At 73.1% G+C, this 16,608-nt stretch carries 16 protein-coding genes; 13 read left to right on the forward strand and 3 right to left on the reverse strand.

Annotated elements, in window-relative coordinates:
* From def to GH723_RS06645, 6 genes are read left to right on the forward strand one after another with little or no spacing between them, the layout of a single operon-like run.
* Entirely contained in the window at positions 1-498 is a 498-nt protein-coding gene (gene def / locus GH723_RS06620) for a peptide deformylase (protein ID WP_229023133.1), read from the forward strand.
* A 15-nt stretch (positions 499-513) separates the two neighbouring features.
* Positions 514-1,146 (forward strand): PH domain-containing protein, encoded by a 633-nt coding sequence (locus GH723_RS06625; protein WP_153758916.1) that lies wholly within the window; start codon positions 514-516, stop codon positions 1,144-1,146.
* Between the two features lie 48 nt (positions 1,147-1,194).
* Positions 1,195-1,992: an ABC transporter permease gene (locus tag GH723_RS06630; RefSeq protein WP_153758917.1), complete on the forward strand. Its 798-nt coding sequence runs from the start codon at positions 1,195-1,197 to the stop codon at positions 1,990-1,992.
* The gene (locus GH723_RS06635; RefSeq protein ID WP_153758918.1) at positions 1,985-2,797 is read left to right on the forward strand and encodes an ABC transporter permease; all 813 of its coding nucleotides are present in this window, start codon (positions 1,985-1,987) and stop codon (positions 2,795-2,797) included. Before GH723_RS06630 ends, GH723_RS06635 begins: the two co-directional genes overlap by 8 nt.
* Positions 2,798-2,799: 2 nt before the next feature.
* Positions 2,800-3,789, forward strand: coding sequence for an ABC transporter ATP-binding protein (locus tag GH723_RS06640; RefSeq protein WP_229023134.1), 990 nt, complete (start codon positions 2,800-2,802; stop codon positions 3,787-3,789).
* A 33-nt stretch (positions 3,790-3,822) separates the two neighbouring features.
* A complete protein-coding gene (locus GH723_RS06645) occupies positions 3,823-4,350 on the forward strand; it encodes a type 1 glutamine amidotransferase domain-containing protein (RefSeq protein ID WP_153758919.1) in 528 nt (175 codons plus the stop codon).
* 4 nt (positions 4,351-4,354) lie between these two features.
* On the opposite strand, the gene GH723_RS06650 is transcribed toward GH723_RS06645, so the two are convergent.
* Positions 4,355-5,254, reverse strand: a complete 900-nt coding sequence (locus GH723_RS06650; RefSeq protein WP_153758920.1) for an LLM class flavin-dependent oxidoreductase — start codon at positions 5,252-5,254, stop codon at positions 4,355-4,357.
* Positions 5,255-5,432: 178 nt separating this feature from the next.
* On the opposite strand from GH723_RS06650, the gene GH723_RS06655 reads away from it, so the two are divergent.
* Positions 5,433-6,545 (forward strand): ferritin-like domain-containing protein, encoded by a 1,113-nt coding sequence (locus GH723_RS06655; protein WP_153758921.1) that lies wholly within the window; start codon positions 5,433-5,435, stop codon positions 6,543-6,545.
* 119 nt (positions 6,546-6,664) lie between these two features.
* On the opposite strand, the gene GH723_RS06660 is transcribed toward GH723_RS06655, so the two are convergent.
* Both GH723_RS06660 and GH723_RS06665 read right to left on the reverse strand, forming a co-directional pair.
* Positions 6,665-7,828: a serine hydrolase domain-containing protein gene (locus GH723_RS06660; protein ID WP_153758922.1), complete on the reverse strand. Its 1,164-nt coding sequence runs from the start codon at positions 7,826-7,828 to the stop codon at positions 6,665-6,667.
* Between the two features lie 33 nt (positions 7,829-7,861).
* On the reverse strand, positions 7,862-8,299 hold the full coding sequence (locus GH723_RS06665; protein WP_229023136.1) for a GNAT family N-acetyltransferase: 438 nt from the start codon (positions 8,297-8,299) through the stop codon (positions 7,862-7,864).
* Positions 8,300-8,348: 49 nt separating this feature from the next.
* Here GH723_RS06665 and GH723_RS06670 point away from each other — a divergent pair, with 49 nt between their 5' ends.
* From GH723_RS06670 to GH723_RS06700, 6 genes are all read left to right on the forward strand, one after another.
* Positions 8,349-9,524, forward strand: coding sequence for a CaiB/BaiF CoA transferase family protein (locus GH723_RS06670; RefSeq protein ID WP_324248597.1), 1,176 nt, complete (start codon positions 8,349-8,351; stop codon positions 9,522-9,524).
* Positions 9,525-9,548: 24 nt separating this feature from the next.
* Positions 9,549-10,358 (forward strand): PIG-L family deacetylase, encoded by an 810-nt coding sequence (locus GH723_RS06675; protein WP_153758924.1) that lies wholly within the window; start codon positions 9,549-9,551, stop codon positions 10,356-10,358.
* On the forward strand, positions 10,358-10,906 hold the full coding sequence (locus GH723_RS06680; protein WP_153758925.1) for a histidine phosphatase family protein: 549 nt from the start codon (positions 10,358-10,360) through the stop codon (positions 10,904-10,906). The genes GH723_RS06675 and GH723_RS06680 overlap by 1 nt, the downstream gene beginning before the upstream one ends.
* Positions 10,906-12,015 (forward strand): iron-containing alcohol dehydrogenase, encoded by a 1,110-nt coding sequence (locus GH723_RS06685; RefSeq protein WP_153758926.1) that lies wholly within the window; start codon positions 10,906-10,908, stop codon positions 12,013-12,015. Before GH723_RS06680 ends, GH723_RS06685 begins: the two co-directional genes overlap by 1 nt.
* Before the next feature lie 1,291 nt (positions 12,016-13,306).
* Positions 13,307-14,740, forward strand: coding sequence for a DUF1800 domain-containing protein (locus tag GH723_RS06695; protein WP_153758928.1), 1,434 nt, complete (start codon positions 13,307-13,309; stop codon positions 14,738-14,740).
* 11 nt (positions 14,741-14,751) lie between these two features.
* Positions 14,752-16,605 (forward strand): DUF1501 domain-containing protein, encoded by a 1,854-nt coding sequence (locus tag GH723_RS06700; RefSeq protein ID WP_153758929.1) that lies wholly within the window; start codon positions 14,752-14,754, stop codon positions 16,603-16,605.
* Positions 16,606-16,608 lie beyond the last annotated feature (3 nt).

Below are 16,608 nucleotides of genomic sequence, written 5' to 3' on the forward strand. Positions count from 1 at the left end.
GTGATCCGGCCCGTCGTCATGCTGCCCGCGCCCGTCCTCTCGACGCGGGCCGAGGAGGTCACCGCGTTCGGTGCCGAGTCGCGGGCTCTGGCGGACGACCTGCTCGACACCATGCGGGCGAGCGCGCACTCGGTCGGCATCGCCGCGCCGCAGATCGGTGTCGGCCTGCGCGCCTTCGCGCTCGACGTCACCGGGCACAAGAAGGCCGACAGCTGCCACGGCGAGGTGGTGCTGTTCAACCCCGAGGTGGTGCTCGCCACCGGGCGCGACGTGGGACGGGAGGGGTGCATGAGCGTCCCCGACCTCACCGGCGACGTCGCCCGCCGCACCCACGTCGTCGTGCGCGGCCTCGACCCGGATGGCGTGGAGCGGGTGCTCGAGTGCAACGCCTTCGAGGCGCGCGCGGTCCAGCACGAGATCGACCACCTGGACGGGCACCTCTTCCTCGACCGCGTGGTCGCGGCGGACCGCGTGTTCCCCCGGCGCGTCTACCGCTAGACGTACACTTCGCCGGTGGCGTTCCCCGAGGACTACCTCCATCCGAACGAGGAGCTCATCCTCGACCTCAAGCCGCACTGGTTCCGCCTCGTGCTGCCCGCCGGGGCTCTCGTCGTGGCGCTCCTGGTCGGCCTCGTCGTCGTGCTCAACGAGGTCCACGCCGTCGTCAACCTCGCGGTGGGGGTCCTCCTCATCGCCGCCGTGGCGTGGTTCGGCGTCGAGTACGCCCGGTGGGTCAGCACCCACTTCGTGCTCACCTCCGACCGCGTCATCCACCGGTCGGGGATCATCAGCCGCGAGGGCATCGAGATCCCGCTCGAGCGGATCAACACGGTCTTCTCCTCGCAATCCGTCTTCGAGCGCATGATCGGCGCCGGCGACCTCGTCATCGAGTCGGCATCGACCGAGGGGCGCCAGGAGTTCAACGACATGCGCAAGCCGGGCTCGATCCAGAACGAGATCTACGTCGCCATGGAGGAGAACGAGAACCGCAAGTTCGACCGCATCGGTCGGGGCGGTGCGCCGGCGCCCGCGGCGGCCCCGTCGATCGCCGAGCAGATCGAGCAGCTCGACTCGCTCCGCCAGCGGGGGCTGATCTCCGAGGAGGAGTTCACCCGCAAGAAGTCGGAGCTGCTCGACCGCATGTGAGCTAGCGTCACCGACCCCCGCGCCGACCGCGGGGGAGGGGGCGTCGGAGTGCGACTGTGGTTCGAGGTGGCGCGGCGCAGCTTCCGGAGGTGGTCGACCTACCGGGTGGCGACGGCCGCGGGCGTGTTCACCAACACCGCCTTCGGGTACCTGCGCGCCTACATCCTCATCGCCGTCGCCGCCGCGGGCGGGGCGGCGGCCACCGGCTGGGACGAGGCCACGCTCGTCACCTTCGCCTTCATCACCCAGGCGCTGCTCGCAGGTACGGGGGCGTTCGGTGAGTCGGAGCTGGCCGAGCGGGTGCGCACCGGCGACGTGGTCGTCGACATGTACCGGCCGGTGGACCTCCAGGCGTGGTGGCTCGCCTCCTGGCTCGGCCGCTCGTCCTTCACGTTCCTCGCGCGCGGCATCCCGCCGGTGCTGCTCGGTGCCGTCGTCTTCGACCTCGTCGTCCCGACGACGGTGGTCGGGTGGCTGGCGTTCCTCGTCTCGGTCCTCCTCGCCTCGCTGGTCGGCTTCGCCCTCCGCTTCGGCGTGAACCTCACGGCCTTCTGGCTGCTCGACAACCGGGGGCTCGACCAGCTGGTGACGCTGGTGCTGACGTTCTTCGGCGGGCTGCTCCTCCCCGTCGTGCTCTTCCCCAGCTGGCTGGAGTCGGTGGCGCGCGCTCTGCCCTTCGCGGCGATGGTGCAGATCCCGGCCGAGGTGTTCATGGGGCGCCACGAGGGCGCATCCGAGCTGGCGGCGGCGCTCGGGTCCCAGCTCGGGTGGTTCCTGGCCCTCGGGCTCGTCGGCCGGATGCTGCTCTCGGCGGCGACGCGCAAGGTCGTGATCCAGGGTGGGTGAGCTGCGCGTCCTCGCCCGCACCTACCGGCGGCTCGTCGGGGCCAAGATCCGCTCGGACTGGCAGTACCGCCTCTCCTTCGCGTTCTTCCTCCTCTCCCAGACGGTCGTCACGGCGCTCGACCTGGTGGTGATCCTCGTGCTGTTCGACGTGGTGCCGTCCCTCGGCGGGTGGGACCTCGCGCAGGTGGCGGTGCTCTACGGGTTGACCACGCTGGCGTTCGGACTCGGCGACCTGTTCGTCAGCCAGGTCGAGACCTCCGCCGACCACATCCGCGCCGGGACCTTCGACCAGTTCCTCCTGCGGCCCCTGCCGACCCTCCTCCAGATCTCCGCCCGGGAGTTCGCCCTCCGACGGGTCGGACGCTCGATCCCCGCCGCCACCACCCTCGTCGTCGCCCTCGCCGCCGCCGACATCGACTGGACGCTCGACCGGGTGCTGCTCGTGCCCGTGACGATCGCCTCGGGCACCGCGATCTTCGGTGCGGTCTGGGTGGTGACGGCGTCGATCTCCTTCTGGGCCGTCGGCGCCCGAGAGGTGGCGAACACCTTCACCTACGGCGGATCGTTCGCCCACCAGTACCCGCTCCACATCTTCGCCCGCTGGGTCCGGACGCTCCTCGGTTGGGTCCTGCCGATGGCGTTCATCGCCTACGTGCCGGCCGTGCACCTGCTCGACGCCCACAACCCCCTCGACCTGCCGCGCTGGCTCGCCGCCACACCGCCGCTCGTCGCCGTCGCCGCCGTCCTCGTGGCCCGCGCCGTGTGGTCTGCGGGCATCCGCGCCTACCAGAGCACCGGGAGCTGAACGTGTCTGCACCAGTGTCCGACCTCGCCATCGAGTGCGAGGGGCTGTCGAAGCGCTTCGTGGTGCGCCACCGCGCCGGGCGGTTGCGCCGGCGGAGGGTGGAGGTGGCGGCCGTCGACGACGTGTCGTTCACCGTGCGGGCGGGGGAGATGGTCGGCTACCTCGGCCCGAACGGCGCGGGGAAGTCGACGACGATCAAGATGCTCACCGGCATCCTCACGCCGAGCGGGGGCCGCGTCGCCACGCTCGGTCTGACCCCGATCGAGCGGCGCACCGAGCTCGCCCGCCGGATCGGCGTCGTCTTCGGGCAGCGGACCCAGCTCTGGTGGGACCTCCCGCTCGCCGACAGCTTCGAGCTGCTGCACCACGTCTACCGGACCGAGCGCGCCCGCCACGAGGCCAACCTGGCGACGTTCGTCGACGTCCTCGACATGGGGCCGTTCCTCGCCACGCCCGTCCGCCAGCTCTCGCTCGGGCAGCGCATGCGGGGCGAGCTGACGGCCGCGCTGCTCCACGACCCCGCGCTCGTCGTGCTCGACGAACCGACCATCGGGCTCGACGTCGTCAGCAAGCAGGCCGTGCGCGACTTCCTGCTCGCCCTCAACCGCGAGCGTGGCACGACGGTCCTGCTCACCACCCACGACCTCGACGACGTCGAGCGGCTGTGCGGCCGGATGATGATCATCGACCACGGGCGGGTCATCCACGACGGCGCCGTCGACGCGTTCAAGGCCACCTACGGCACCGAGCGCACGGTCGTCGTCGACCTCGTCGAGCCGGGACCGGCGCTCGAGGTGGCCGGCGCCCGCGTCACCCGCGTCGACGGGCCCCGTCAGTGGCTCTCGTTCGATCGCCGCGAGGTGACCGCCGCGCAGGTGGTGGCGGCGATCGTCGCCCGGACGAGCATCCAGGACCTGTCGATCGAGGAGCCGGCGATCGAGGAGCTGGTGCGTCGCGTCTACACGGCGTTTCCCGCGCCGAGCGACGGGTAATCGCCGCGGGCGCGGCTCACAGGAGGTACCCAGATGGCAAAGGTCGCGATCGTCCTCGGACCGGACTTCGAGGACGTCGAGTTCGAGCAGCCGAGGACGCAGCTCGCCGAGCGGGGGCACGAGGTCGTGGTCGTCGGCACGTCGACCGACGAGGAGCTCACGGGCAAGAAGGGCGAGGTCACCTTCACGCCCGACGTCGCGGTCGGCGACGTCTCGGCCAGGGACTTCGACGCCCTCGTGGTGCCGGGGGGCTACTCCCCGGACCACCTGCGGACCGACGAGGACGTCGTCCGGTTCGTCAAGGCCTTCGGCGACCTGGAGCGACCGATCGCCGCGATCTGCCACGCCGGGAGCCTGCTCATCGAGGCCGGGCTGGTGTCCGGCCGGACGATGACCTCGTGGCCGTCGATCCGCACCGATCTCGTCAACGCCGGCGCGGCCTGGGTCGACCAGGAGGTCGTCGTCGACGGACGACTCGTCACGTCCCGCAACCCCGATGATCTCCCGGCGTTCATCGACGCCGTCGACCACCAGCTGCAGGGCGCCGGCGTCTCGGCCTGACCGCTCAGTCCATCGACTCGATCGCCTGGGCCATGAGCTCCAGGTGGCCGAGCTGCCAGGGGGCGCGCATCGCGAGGTTGATCTGCTGGGCACCGGCCTCCACGTAGCGGTGCAGGTGCTCGACCATCTGCTGCTCCGAGCCCATGAGGACGCCCGGGCGCACGCCCGGCGCGAGCCCGCCGAACTGCTCCTGGAGGTCCTCCTCGGTGGGGCAGAGCCCGACGTTGACCGCGCAGCGGATGTCGTCGATCGAGCGTCCGGCGTCGGCGGCGTGGCCGGCCAGCACCTCGCGCTTGCGTGCGAACGCCTCGGGCGAGGGGAAGGGGATGTTCCAGCCGTCGGCGTAGCGCCCGACGATCTTCAACGTCCGCTTCTCGCCGCCGCCGCCGACCCAGATCGGCAGCTCGGGCTGCACCGGCTTCGGGTCGCAACGGGCGTCGGTGAGCTGGAAGTGCCGACCGGCGAAGGTGGTCACCTCGTCGCGCAGCAGCCCGCGGACGCACTGCACCGACTCCTCGAGGATGTCGAGTCGCTCGCCGGCCCCGGGGAACGGGATCCCGTAGGCCTCGTACTCGTAGCTGGCCCAGCCGGCGCCGATCCCGATGTCGGCCCGCCCGCCCGACAGGTGGTCGATCGTGCTGATCGCGTTGGCGAGCACGGCGGGGTGGCGGTACCCCGCGCAGTAGACGAGCGACCCGACGCGGACCCGGCGCGTCTCGCAGGCCAGCGCGGCGTGCATCGAGACGGCCTCGTGGCAGTGCGACCCCGAGAAGTCGGCGGCGTAGAAGTGGTCCCAGATGGAGATCCAGTCGAACGGGAGCTCCTCGATGCGGCGCCACAGCCCCCGCAGCTCGTCGACGGTCGTGTTCTGCAGGCCGGTGTGGACGCCGAAGATCGGGCGCAACGTGGTTCCCCCTTGGTCGCTGCCCCGACACTAGCTGTGACGATGGGCTCAACTTCGGCCCTGCACCGCCGACCATACGTTGTACGGGGACGTTTGTACGGTGTACGGTGCCCCCTGCTGGAGAGACGACCGTCACGTCGCGGTCGCGCCGCCCGAGCCCCAGGGGGACACAGGAGCCATGACCGACGCCAACGACCTCGACGCCATCCTCGCCGTCACGAACACCGATCGCGACGAGGCGATCCACACGGTGAAGGACAACGCCGACGCCATCTTCACCTGGGACTACGAGAAGGGCGCCCGCCCGGCCCTCAACAAGCTCTACGAGAAGGCCAAGCACTCGCAGTGGAACGGCGAGACCGACCTCGACTGGTCGATCGAGGTCGACCAGGAGGAGCTCATCCGCGCCGCCGGCGGCCCGCCGAGCGCCGAGGGCCTGGCCCAGCTCGGCGTGGACGTCTCCCGCACCTCGCTCGCCAAGTGGGGCGAGAAGGAGTGGATGCAGTGGGCCGTCTACAACCAGAACTGGAGCCTCTCCCAGTTCATGCACGGTGAGCAGGGCGCGCTGATCTGCACGGCGAAGATCGTCGAGACCGTCCCCTGGATCGATGCCAAGTACTACGCGGCCACCCAGGTGATGGACGAGGCCCGCCACGTGGAGGTGTTCGCCAAGTACCTCGACGACAAGCTCTCGGGGCACTTCCCGATCAACTCCCACCTGCGCGCGCTGCTCGACGACATCATCAACGACAGCCGCTGGGACATGACCTACCTCGGCATGCAGATCATGGTCGAGGGCCTCGCCCTGGCGGCGTTCGGCGTCGCGCAGCAGACCACCGCCGACCCGTTGCTCAAGCAGCTGCTGCGCTACGTCATGAGCGACGAGGCCCGCCACGTGGCCTTCGGCGTGCTGTCCCTGAAGGAGTTCTACGAGGGCCTCAGCGACGCCGAGATGATGGACCGCCAGGAGTTCGCCTACGAGGCGGCGATCCGCATGCGCAACCGCTTCCTCCAGCAGGAGGTGTGGGACGAGATGGGCGTCGACGTCCGTGAGGCCATCGCCATCTTCAACAAGCCCGACGAGGAGAAGAACAAGGACCCGTTCCAGCAGCTCCTCTTCTCGAAGATCGTCCCGAACTGCAAGAAGCTCGGCCTGCTCGACGCCAACGACGGCTGGCTGCGCTCGCGCTTCGACACCCTCGGCGTGACGCAGTTCGAGGACTGGGTCGACACCGGCGAGGAGTACGAGATGCTCGACGCCGTCTCCCAGGACCGCGAGGCCGCGGGCTGACCGCCGCCTCCACGCCCGGCTGAGTCCACCGCGCGAGTCGCACCGGCGGTGGCACCCCACTCAGCTCGGATCGGCCACCGGCTCCCCCCGCCGGTGGCCGATGCGCGTCCGGGGCCGGATCAGTCGACGGTCGCGGCCCAGTCGCCGATCTGGGCCGCGCCGAAGTCCCCGCCCTGCGGGCCGAGGCGGGTGACGACGAGACCCGTGTCCGGGAACACCGCCAGGACCTGGTTGCCGAGGCCCAGCGCCGCGTAGCCCTCGGCACCGCCGCCCGAGACGTCGCCCTGGCCGGGTGCGGTGGATGCGTCCACGTCGCCGAGCAGCCACCACAGGAAGCCGTAGGTCGGGTTGAGCGACTGGGAGGGCTGCACGGCCTCGGAGACGAACGCCTCGCTGAGGATCTGCTCGCCCTGCCACTCGCCGCCGCGCAGGTAGAGGAGACCGAACCGGGCCAGGTCGCGGCAGGTCGTCTGCATGCCCATGAACACGAGCGCGTTGCCCGCGGCGTCCGTGGTGAGCTCCGACTCCATGCCGAGCGGGGCGAACAGCCGCTCGTCGGCGAACTCGACGACGTCCTCGCCGGTGGCGCGCTCGAGCACCGCCTCGAGGGTCTGGATGGCCGAGTTGTTGTAGTCCCAGTGCGTGCCCGGGTCGTGCTGCTGCTCGAGGGCGATCGAGAACGCCGTCTTGTCCTCGGCCTGGACGGCCATCGCGCCGTAGTCGGTCGCCGCGTCGTAGTAGCGGCCCGAGTCGTTGGCGAGCAGCTGGCGGATCGTGACGTCCTCGCTCGGCGTGCCCTGCCACTCGGTGATGAAGTCCGACGCCGGCTGGTCGATGTCGAGCGCGCCGTCGTCCTGGGCGATCCCGACGAGGGTGGCGGTGACGGACTTGGTCACCGACCACGACTCGCGCTCGGTCGTCTCGTCCGTGCCGGCCCAGTACCACTCGGCGACGAGCTCGCCGTCCCGGGTGACGGCGAGGCAGTGGGAGCTGCCGGCCTCCGCCTGGGCGGCGAGCCGGTCGAGGTCGGCCTGTTCGAGGCCGGCGTCGGCCGGGGTGGTGGTCGGCCACTCGTCCGTCGGCCAGGGCCGCTCGTCGACGGTCGTGGTCGTCGTCTCGGCCGCCGTCGAGGTCGTCGTCTCGGGTGCCGCGTCGCCGGACCCGCCGACGTCGTCACCGCCGCCGTCGTCGCTGCACCCCGCGACGACGAGCGTGAGGGCGAGCACCACCGCGACGATCGATCGACGCACCGATGGCATGTCGGTCGTGGCTCCGCAGCGCATCGTGGGCGAGGGTACTGGTGCGCCGGCCGCCCGTCAGCGCAGCCGCATCGGCAGGTGGTCGATCCCGTCCTCGACGAACAGCTCGCCGTCGATCTCGAAGCCGAGCGTGCGGTACCAGCGGGCCAGGTGGGCCTGGGCGGAGATGACGACCGGTCGGCCGACCTCGGCCAGGGCGGCGCGGATCAGGTCGGCGGCGAGCCCCGACCCGCGTGCGTCGGCCCGCGTGACGACCCGACCGAGGCGCGTCGAGCCGTCGGGCTCGCGCAGCGTGCGCACCGTGGCGACGACGTCGCCTCCGTCGTCCTCGACCCACCAGTGCCGGGCGCCGTCCTCGAGGTCGCGCCCGTCGAGGTCCTGGTACGCGCAGCGCTGCTCGACGACGAACACCTCGCTGCGGAGGCGCAGCAGCTCGTACAGCACGGGTGCGGGCAGCTCGCCCGGGGCGGCCTGGCGGACGAGGGGTCGGGTCACCGTCGCAGCGTAGGTCGGGCGTTTGACGGTCCGATCGCCGCGGGTGAGGATGGCCGCCACCGAGGAAAGGGGATACCGAATGGGGCCGCTGTCGGGGCTGAAGGTCGTCGAGGTCGCAGGGATCGGGCCGGGGCCCTTCTGCGCCATGATGCTGGCGGACATGGGGGCCGACGTGATCCGCGTCGACCGCGCCGGTGCCGTGCGCGGCGGGGACCCCGATGCGCCTCCGGCGGACGTCCTCAACCGGGGGCGACGCTCGATCGGCGTCGACCTCAAGAACCCCGAGGGCGTCGAGACCGTGCTCGCGCTCGTCGAGCAGGCCGACGCGCTCATCGAGGGCTTCCGGCCCGGCGTCGCCGAGAGGCTCGGCATCGGTCCCGATGAGTGCCGGGCCCGCAACCCCAAGCTCGTCTACGGGCGGATGACCGGTTGGGGGCAGTCCGGGCCCTACGCCCACACCGCGGGGCACGACATCAACTACATCGCCCTCGCCGGCGCCCTCGAGCCGATCGGCCGGGCCGGCGGCGCACCCGTACCGCCCCTGAACCTCGTCGGCGACTTCGGCGGCGGCGGCCTGATGCTCGCCTTCGGCGTCGTCTGCGCCCTCCTCGAGGCCCAGCGCACGGGCGAGGGCCAGGTCGTCGACGCCGCCATGGTCGACGGCGCCGCCGTCCTCATGACGATGTTCCACGCCTTCACCGCCATGGGCATCTGGAACCCGGAGCGGGGCACGAACATGCTCGACTCCGGGGCGCACTTCTACGACGTCTACGAGACCGCCGACGGCAAGTACGTGTCGATCGGCTCGATCGAACCGCAGTTCTACGCCGAGCTGCTGCGCCTCACCGGCCTCACCGACGAGGCCGACTTCGCCGCCCAGCAGGACCGCTCCCGCTGGCCCCAGCTGAAGGAGCGCCTCACCGAGGTGTTCCGCACCAAGACCCGCGACGAGTGGTGCGAGATCATGGAGGGGACCGACGTCTGCTTCGCCCCGGTGCTCTCGATCGCCGAGGCGCCCCAGCACCCCCACAACGTCGAGCGCGGCACCTTCGTCGAGGTCGCCGGCATCACCCAGCCCGCTCCCGCGCCACGGTTCAGCCGCACCGAGGCCGAGATCCAGCGCCCGCCGTCGCACGCCGGCCAGCACACCGACGAGGTGCTCGGCGAGCTCGGCCTCGACGCCGATCGCATCGCGGCGCTGCGAGAAGCCGGCGCCATCGCCTGATCCGCTCGCGTAGGGTGCGCGTCGATGGCGACGCTCGTGTGCTTCCACGCCCACCCCGACGACGAGTCGATCGCCACCGGCGGGCTCATGGCTCGTGCGGCGGCTGACGGTCACCGCGTCGTGCTCGTCGTCGCCACGCGAGGGGAGCACGGGGAGGTCGCGCCGGGGTTCCTCGGCGACGGCGAGCAACTCGGCGTCCGCCGCATCTCCGAGACGTTCGCCGCGGCCGAGGTCCTCGGCGTCCACCGCGTCGAGCTGCTCGGCTACGTCGATTCCGGGATGATGGGCGAGCCCGAGAACCTGGCGCCCTACTCCTTCTGGCAGGCCGACGTGGACGCCGCCGCCCGGCGGCTCGCCGCGATCCTCGACGAGGAGCAGGCCGAGGTCCTCACCGTCTACGACGACCACGGCGGCTACGGCCACCCCGACCACATCCAGGTCCACCGGGTGGGCGTCAGGGCCGGCGAGCTCGCCGGCACACCCCACGTCTACGAGAGCACGATGAACCGCGACGCGATCGCCGCGCTGATGGCGGAGATGCCGGCGCCCGAGGACGCCGAGGTGCCGGGCGGTGACGAGGCGGACCCCACCGCCGATCCCGACTTCGGCAGCCCTGCGGCGGTCATCACCCACGCCGTCGACGTCGCCGACCTCGCCGACCTCAAGCGCCGGGCCATGCGGGCCCACGCCTCGCAGATCGCCGACGACTCCTTCTTCCTCGCCATGCCCGACGAGGCGTTCGTCCGGGCGTTCGGCACCGAGTGGTTCATCCGCCACGGCAGCGAGCACCGCGACGGCCCCGAGCAGGTGCGCCTGCTCCCGGGGCTCGCCTGATGCCCCGGTTGCACCTCGTCCGCCACGGCGCCGCCGCCGCCGGCTACAGCGAGGACCCGGACCCGGGCCTGGACGACATGGGCCGCGTCCAGGCGGTGCAGGTCGCGGCGGCGCTCGCCACCAAGGGGCCGCTGCCGATCCTCGTCAGCCCACTGCGTCGCTGCCGGGAGACCGCGGCACCGCTCGAGGCGCTGTGGGGTGCCACGGCCACCGTCGAGGCCGGCGTCGCCGAGGTGGCCGCCCCGACCGACGACCTGGCCGAGCGCGGCGCGTGGCTCCGGCGGGCCATGGCCGGCACGTGGGACGAGCTCGAGGACGCACCGCGGGCGTGGCGCACGCGACTGCTCGACACGTTGGCGGCGGTCGGCACCGACACGGTCGTCGTCACCCACTTCATCGCGATCAACGCCGTCCTCGGCGCCGCCAGCGCCGACGACCGCGTGCTCGTGGCCCGGCTCGACAACGGCTCGATCACCACCGTCGACGCCGGCCCCGACGGCTTCGAGGTGGTCTCCGCCGGGCCGATCGCGGACACCGAGGTCCTCTGATGCTCGAGCCCTGGAGCCACACCTCCCCGGCGCAGCAGGTCGTCGCCGGTCCGCGAGCCGTCGACGCCGTCGCCGAGCACCTGCGCGCCCTCGGGGTCCGACGTGCACTCGTCGTCACCTCGCCCACGGTGGCCGAGGCCGACGTCGTCGAACGACTCGTGCGACGCGCCGGGCGGGTGATCACGGGCACGGTGGCATCGGTCGAGCCGCACGTGCCGGCGCACGCCGTCGAGGCAGTGGTGCGGGAGGTCCACGGCCTCGGTGCCGATGGGCTCATCAGCGTCGGCGGCGGCTCGTCGATCGACACCGCCAAGGCCGCGGCCTTCCTGCTCGAGCGGCACTCGGGGATGCCGGGCGTCGGCGTCACCGACCGGCCGGGACTGCCGCACCTCGCGGTGCCCATCACCCTCGTCGGAGCGCCGTACACCGCCTCGTTCTCGATGGTCGATCCCGCGTCGCGCCGCTCGACCACGGGCGCCGGGCCGACGCTCGTCCCGTCATCGGTGCTGCTCGACCTCGACGCCCTCGCCGAGCTGCCGAGCGAGCTGTTCGCACGGAGCGTCGCCGTCGCCCTCGCCCACGGCATCGAGGTGGCGTGGTCGTCGGCGTCGTCGCCCGAGGCTCGGGCGCTCGCCCTCGCCGGCGTCGCTCGGCTGGCCGCGGCGGCGCCGGGAGCGATCGACGACGTCGACGACCTCGATCGGCGTGGCGACGTCCTCGTCGGCGCGGTCCTGTGCGGACGGGCGCGGCAGAACAGCGCCGACGGCCTCCAACAGGCCCTCGCCCAGCTCGTCGGCGCCCGGGCCCAGGTCGGCCACGCCGAGGCCCACGCCGCGCTGCTGCCCCACACGACCCGCTTCCTCGCCGACGTCGTGGACACCGCAGACCACGAGGCGCTGAGCCGGTCGCTCGGAGGCGACGACCCCGCCGGTGCGGTGCAGGAGCTGCTCGTCCGGATCGGTGCGCACACGACGCTGGGCGATCTCGGGGTCCACGACGACGACCTCGAGGCCGTCGCGCGCCAGTCGGGGTCGCACCGTGGCGTGCAGACGGCGTTGCGGCCGGTGGGCGAGTCCGATGTCCGCGCGCTGCTCGAGGACGCCTGCTAGACACCCCGGCGGCGCGTAGGTCCGGCGGCCCGGGTCGTTCGGCCCACTTTTCGCTCAACCGCGGAGAGTGACGTGCCGATGAAGGTGCAACGTCGTTGCCCCTGGCGGGGGCCTGAGCAGGTGGAGGGGTGGCCATGTCGTCGTGCGCGCGGCATCCGTTCGAGCATGCGGTGGGCACCTGCTCCCGGTGCGATGACACGGTCTGTCGGGACTGCCGCGTCGAGGCTCGGCGTCGGGTGTTCTGCCTCGACTGCGCCCTGGCGGCGGCCGGGGTCCGCACGTCGGGCCGCTCGGGTCGCTCGGCGGTCCAGTACCGGCGACGGCTGAACAGCATCTACGCGGATGTCGTCGTGACCCCGTCGGAGATCGACCTGCGCGACCCGGTCGCACCGCCGGCACCGGCGGCGCCCGCACGGGTCGAGCCGGCCACCGTCCGCCGGGCCGCACCGACCCGCGTCCCCGAACCGGCGCCGCACGCACCCGCGCCGCGCCCGTCGGCCCCCCCGTCCCCGGCAGCCGCCGGGCCCGCCGCCGAGGCGTCGGCGCCCGCCGAGCCGACCGCACGGACGGCCCGGCGCGACGAGCGACCGCGACGAGGGCGTCGGGGCGATGGTCCGCCGCCCTCGGACGGCCCCGACGTCGAGGCGGAGGAGACGGCGGCCTGGCTCGCCGCGGCCACCGAGATCGAGGTCACGCGCGCCCCGGCGCGCCGCATCCCCACCGGCGAGCCCGGCGACGGCGCACCACGTCGGTCGCTGCCGTCGCCACCGTCGCCGCCGTTCGGGTCGGCGTCGTCCCTCATCGGGGGCGGTGGACCGCTCGACACCGACGACCACAGCGCCCCGGTCGACGACGGCGCCGGTCGTCGCCGGCTCCTCGCGCTGCTCGCCGGCGTGGGCGTCGCCGGGGTCGCCGGGTCGATCATCTCCGCCTGCGGCTCGGGTGGCTCGTCGAGCACCGCGGGTTCGGGCCTGATCGGCGAGCCCGGGCAGCGCCCGCCGGCACGCCCGCCGCGCGCGCCGCGGCACACCCCGCCGGTCGCGCCGTCGACCCCGGCGGGCTCGACGGCGCCGCTCGTCGACGGGGCGACGACCGGTGCGGCAGGCGGGAGCCCCACCGGCCGCACGCCTCGACCGCACCGGCCTGCGCCCGACCGCCGCCGCCGCCGACCGCCCCGGCTCCCGAGGCACCACGGCCGCCGTCGGACGGCCCGGCGCCCGGCCCCCGGCCGCCCGCCCCGAGCCCGACGCCGGCGCCTCCCGCCCCGGCGCCGGACCCGATCACCGAGGCGATGCGCCAGGCCCGGCTCCTCGAACGCGTCACCTTCGGCGCCACGCCGGCGCTCGTCGACGACGTCGTGCGACTCGGGGCGCGCGGGTTCCTCGAGCAGCAGCTCTCGCTCGCGCCGGCCGGCACGAGCGGCGTCCTCACCGGGCCGACGATCCTCGACGCCACCCCACCGGAGCTCGAGGTGCTGCTCGACGGCGTCAACCGGGACCGCCGCATCCCCCACGAGCTCCGCCACGCCGCCGTGGTCCGCGCCGCCACCCATCCGGGCCAGCTCGCCGAGCTGATGGTCGACTTCTGGTCGAACCACCTGAGCACCTACTCGGGCACCGACGACAAGAACGTGAAGTACGCGGCGCCGCTCGACGACCGCGACGTGATCCGCCGCCACGCGATGGGCCGTGTCGCCGAGCTCGTCCTCGCGAGCGCGCGCAGCGTGTCGATGCAGCTGTACCTCGACAACTTCCGGTCGAACGCGACCAGCCCGAACCAGAACTACGCGCGCGAGCTCCTCGAGCTCCACACCGTCGGCGCCGGCGGCGGCTACGACGAGGGCGACGTCGACCAGGTGTCGCGCATCCTCAGCGGGTGGGGCCTCCAGGGCAACATCGGGCGCTTCGAGGAGACCCGCTTCGCGTTCGACCCCCGCCGGCACGACCCGTCGCCGCTGAGCGTGTCGATCACCGGCCCGGACGGGCGGCCGCAGGTGTGGTCGACCCCCGGGCGCTCCGGGCCCGAGGCGGAGCAGGACGGCATCGACTTCATCGACTGGTTGACCCACCTGCCCAACACGGCTCGGTTCGTCTGCCGCAAGCTGGCCCGCCGCTTCGTCGGCGACGACGTCTCCGAGCAGCTGGTCGCGTCGATGGCCGACGTCTACCTCGCCAACGACACCCGCATCGTCCCGGTCCTGCGCCACATGCTCACCAGCCGGGAGTTCGAGTCGTCGCGGCGCACGAAGGTCAAGACCCCCTTCGAGCTGCTCGTGGGCATGATCCGTGCGACCGGCGCGACCGTCGACCGGGAGGCCGGCGGCGCGGCGACGACGACGATCGGGACGCTCCTCACCGACCTCGGCCACGACAAGTGGAGCTGGCCCACGCCCGACGGCATCCCCGACGACCCGAACCACTGGATCACCACGAGCACCGTCCTGCGACGCTGGGAGCTGGCCGGACGGCTGGCGAACGGCCGGCTGGACGGCATCGGCTTCGATCCGCTGTCGCTCGTCCCGTCCCCGGTGCCCGACACCGTCGGTGCCCTCGTGCGAGCCCTCGCCGAGCGGCTCGGGACCGGCGTCGACGACGCCGCGATCTCGGCGATCTCCACCTACCTCGGTGCGCCCCACGACGCGCCGACCAGCGCGATCCGCGTCGACCGGGTGGCCGGCGACCTCATCGCGCTCCTGCTCTCGGTCCCCGCCTACCAGTACCGCTGAGGAGCCCACGCATGAGCCACGACTGCGAGCCCTGCCGCATCTCCCGGCGGGCACTTCTCAAGGGCGCGGGCGCGGCGACGACCGTCGCCGTCGCCGTGCCGGCCCTCGGCGCCTCCGCGGCGTTCGCGTCGACGAACGCGACCCGTCGCGGCGACGTCGTCGTCAACGTGTTCCTGCGCGGCGGCATGGACGGGCTGTCGGTCGTCGTGCCCCGCCACGAGGGTGCGGGCGCAGGGCACTACGTCGCGGCACGCCCGACCATCGCCGTCGACCCCGCGGCCGTCCTGCCGCTGACGGCCGACTTCGGGCTCCACCCGGCGATGTCGTCCCTGATGCCGCTGTGGGCGGCCGGGCGCCTCGCGCTCGTGCCCACCGCCGGCTTCCCGCTGAACGACCGCTCGCACTTCACCGTGCAGCGCCAGATGGACCACGGCATGGCCGAGCGCACGGCCGCCGACGGCTGGCTCGCCCGGTACCTGAACACCACCCCCGGCACCGACCCGATCGGCGTGCGGGCGGCCAACCTGCCCTACGGGCAGCGCAGCATGCACGGCTCGACGGTGTCGGTGACCATGGGCAGCATCGACCGCTTCCGGATCAACGGGTTCGCCGGTCCCGGCGGCATGGCCCAGGCCGCCCTGCGCGCCCTCCACGAGGGCGGAAGCTCGCTCGTCGACCAGCGCGCCCGCCAGGCGATCGACGCCCTCGACCTCGTGGCGGCGGCCCCGATCGAGCCGCCGGCAAACGGCGCGGCGTACCCGACCACCGGGCGTGGGCGGCGCTTCGGCGAGTCGATGCGCCAGATCGCTCAGCTGATCCGCGCCGACGTGGGGCTCGAGGCCGCGGCCACCGAGTCGTCGCTCGGGTGGGACTACCACTCGGGCTTCGGCCCCTACACCGACGGGGCGATGCAGGGATCGGTGGAGGCGCTCGCGCAGGTGCTCGCCGCGTTCGCGACGGACCTCGGGCCCCTGATGGACAAGGTGACCGTCGTGCTCATGACCGAGTTCGGACGGACCTTCCGGGAGAACGGCAACGCCGGCCTGGACCACGGGCGGGCCTCGACGATGATGGTCCTCGGTGGCGGGATCCGCGGCGGTCTCTACGGCGACTGGCCCGGCCTGGCACCGGAGGACATCGACCGCAACGGGCTGCGCGTCACCGCCGACTACCGCCTCGTCCTCGCGGACGTCCTCGAGCACCGACTCGGGGTGACCGACCTCGCGGCGATCCTCCCCGGCTTCACCCCCGACGACGCCGCCCGGCTGAACCTCGCGGACCCGCTCGTCGAGCCGGCCGCCCCGGTCGCCGTGCCGAGCGGGGCCACGGCGGAGCTCCCTCCGGTGGCGCCCGCCGACCGACCGGAGGAGCAGACGCCGGAGCCGGCCGACGACGCGCCGGCGGTCGCCGGCCCCGGCACCTACGTGTGGGTCACCCCGGAGCAGGCCGTCGTCCACGTCGAGGTCCCGGCGCCCGCGGGGGATCCCGAGGTGGCTCCGATCGAGGCCGCGCGCGCCGCGCTCGGCGGCCCGGTGTCCTCCTACGTCCTCGTCCGCATCGACAACTCGTCCGGCACCGCACCGGTCGTGCCCCCGCTGATGTCGGTCCGCAGCAGCGACGGCGTGCCCTCGGCGTACCGCGAGAGCTGGATCGTGCTCGGCGAGTGGATCGCCGCCTCCTCCGGGGTCGACGTCGCGGGTGCGGAGGCCCTCGGCGCCGACATCCGCTCCCGCTCGACGGTCGAACCGGGCACGTCGGCGACGCTCGCGCTCGTGGCCGCGGGTGCGCCGTCCGACGTCGCCGAGGTGCGCGTCGGGAGCGGGTCGTCGTCGGTGCCCCTCGCCCAGGCGGTGGCCGCCCCCTGACCC

This window comes from Actinomarinicola tropica (assembly GCF_009650215.1).
Classification (GTDB): domain Bacteria; phylum Actinomycetota; class Acidimicrobiia; order Acidimicrobiales; family SKKL01; genus Actinomarinicola; species Actinomarinicola tropica.

Bases quoted from the DNA above. Each gene is read 5' to 3' on its own strand.
- GH723_RS06645 (WP_153758919.1), top strand. From the start codon at position 3,823: ATGGCAAAGGTCGCGATCGTCCTCGGACCGGACTTCGAGGACGTCGAG.
- GH723_RS06655 (WP_153758921.1), top strand. From the start codon at position 5,433: ATGACCGACGCCAACGACCTCGACGCCATCCTCGCCGTCACGAACACC.
- GH723_RS06660 (WP_153758922.1), bottom strand. From the start codon at position 7,828: ATGCGCTGCGGAGCCACGACCGACATGCCATCGGTGCGTCGATCGATC.
- GH723_RS06670 (WP_324248597.1), top strand. From the start codon at position 8,349: ATGGCCGCCACCGAGGAAAGGGGATACCGAATGGGGCCGCTGTCGGGG.
- GH723_RS06675 (WP_153758924.1), top strand. From the start codon at position 9,549: ATGGCGACGCTCGTGTGCTTCCACGCCCACCCCGACGACGAGTCGATC.
- GH723_RS06680 (WP_153758925.1), top strand. From the start codon at position 10,358: ATGCCCCGGTTGCACCTCGTCCGCCACGGCGCCGCCGCCGCCGGCTAC.
- GH723_RS06685 (WP_153758926.1), top strand. From the start codon at position 10,906: ATGCTCGAGCCCTGGAGCCACACCTCCCCGGCGCAGCAGGTCGTCGCC.
- GH723_RS06695 (WP_153758928.1), top strand. From the start codon at position 13,307: ATGCGCCAGGCCCGGCTCCTCGAACGCGTCACCTTCGGCGCCACGCCG.
- GH723_RS06700 (WP_153758929.1), top strand. From the start codon at position 14,752: ATGAGCCACGACTGCGAGCCCTGCCGCATCTCCCGGCGGGCACTTCTC.